The organism is Psychrobacter piscatorii (assembly GCF_001444505.1).
Lineage (GTDB): Bacteria > Pseudomonadota > Gammaproteobacteria > Pseudomonadales > Moraxellaceae > Psychrobacter > Psychrobacter piscatorii_B.
Map to the genome: position 1 here is coordinate 1 of NZ_LNDJ01000029.1, position 1204 is coordinate 1204.

Consider the following 1204-nt stretch of genomic DNA (forward strand, 5'->3'; position numbering starts at 1 on the left):
GCCTAACGTCAAACGTTAGGCTTTTTTAGTGCATACAATCAAGTGCTTATACGATTAAGACTTATCACGGATAAGCTTATAGTTTAAGAACTCAGTGATACCAAGCGTACCAAGCTCGCGACCAAATCCTGAACGTTTAACGCCGCCAAATGGGGTATTGGCTTCGGTACCAGACGGCGCGTTGATAGTGACCATGCCCACTTCTAATTTATCAGCAATATCAGCAGCTAGGGCAGCATCTTGCGTTTGGATAGAAGCACCAAGACCAAAAGGCACATCATTAGCAATCTTGATAGCGTGATCGACATCACGAGCCTTGTAGACGACGGCGACAGGACCAAACAACTCTTCACGGTAGACATCCATTGATTCAGTGACATCTGTTAGTACCGCAGGTTTGAACCATGCACCAGGCTTATCTTTGACCAGTCCACCTTCTACTAGGACCGTCGCGCCTGCTTCAACGGCACTATCTAACTGCGCTTGCAGATTGACCGCGGCAGCCTTTGAAGACATTGGGCCGATAAAGGTTTTTTCATCAAGAGGATCGGCCAATGTCATACCACGTACAGCATCGGTAAAGCCCTCAACGAACTTGTCATAGACAGACTCAAGCACGATTAGGCGTTTGGCGGCGTTACAGGCTTGGCCGGCATTACCAAAACGACCAGAGATCGCGCCTTTTATCGCTTGTTTGATGTCGGCATCTGCTGCAACGATAAAGGCATCGGAGCCGCCAAGCTCCAACACGACTTTTTTGAGTGCGCCGCCTGCTTCTTTGGCAACGGCTTGTCCAGCGCGCTCAGAGCCAGTGAGTGAGATACCTTGTACACGCTTGTCATGAATAATAGTCGCTGCCTGCTCGTTGGTGGCAAAGATATTGTTATAAACACCTTCAGGTACGCCGACCTCTTTGAACATATCAGCGATAACTTCTGCAGTCTTAGGGCATTGAGGCGCGTGCTTTAAGATAATAGTATTACCTGCCATAAAGTTTGGCGCGACAAAACGTGCCACTTGATAATGCGGATAATTCCACGGCATGATACCGAGTAGAACGCCAACAGGACGTTTTTCTACCGAAGCTGATCCTGAATCAACGTCAATGGTATTCGGCGCGAGTAGCTGCTCAGCATTGTCTGCATAGTAACGATAGATCTCAGCGACCAGACCGATTTCCCCCTTGGCTTGTGCAACGGGTTTA

At 48.6% G+C, this 1204-nt stretch carries 1 protein-coding gene; it reads right to left on the reverse strand.

Features of this window, described 5'->3' with window-relative positions:
* Positions 1-54: 54 nt before the first annotated feature.
* A partial coding sequence (locus AS194_RS01885; protein WP_058023793.1) for an aldehyde dehydrogenase family protein occupies positions 55-1204 on the reverse strand: 1150 nt, incomplete at its 5' end.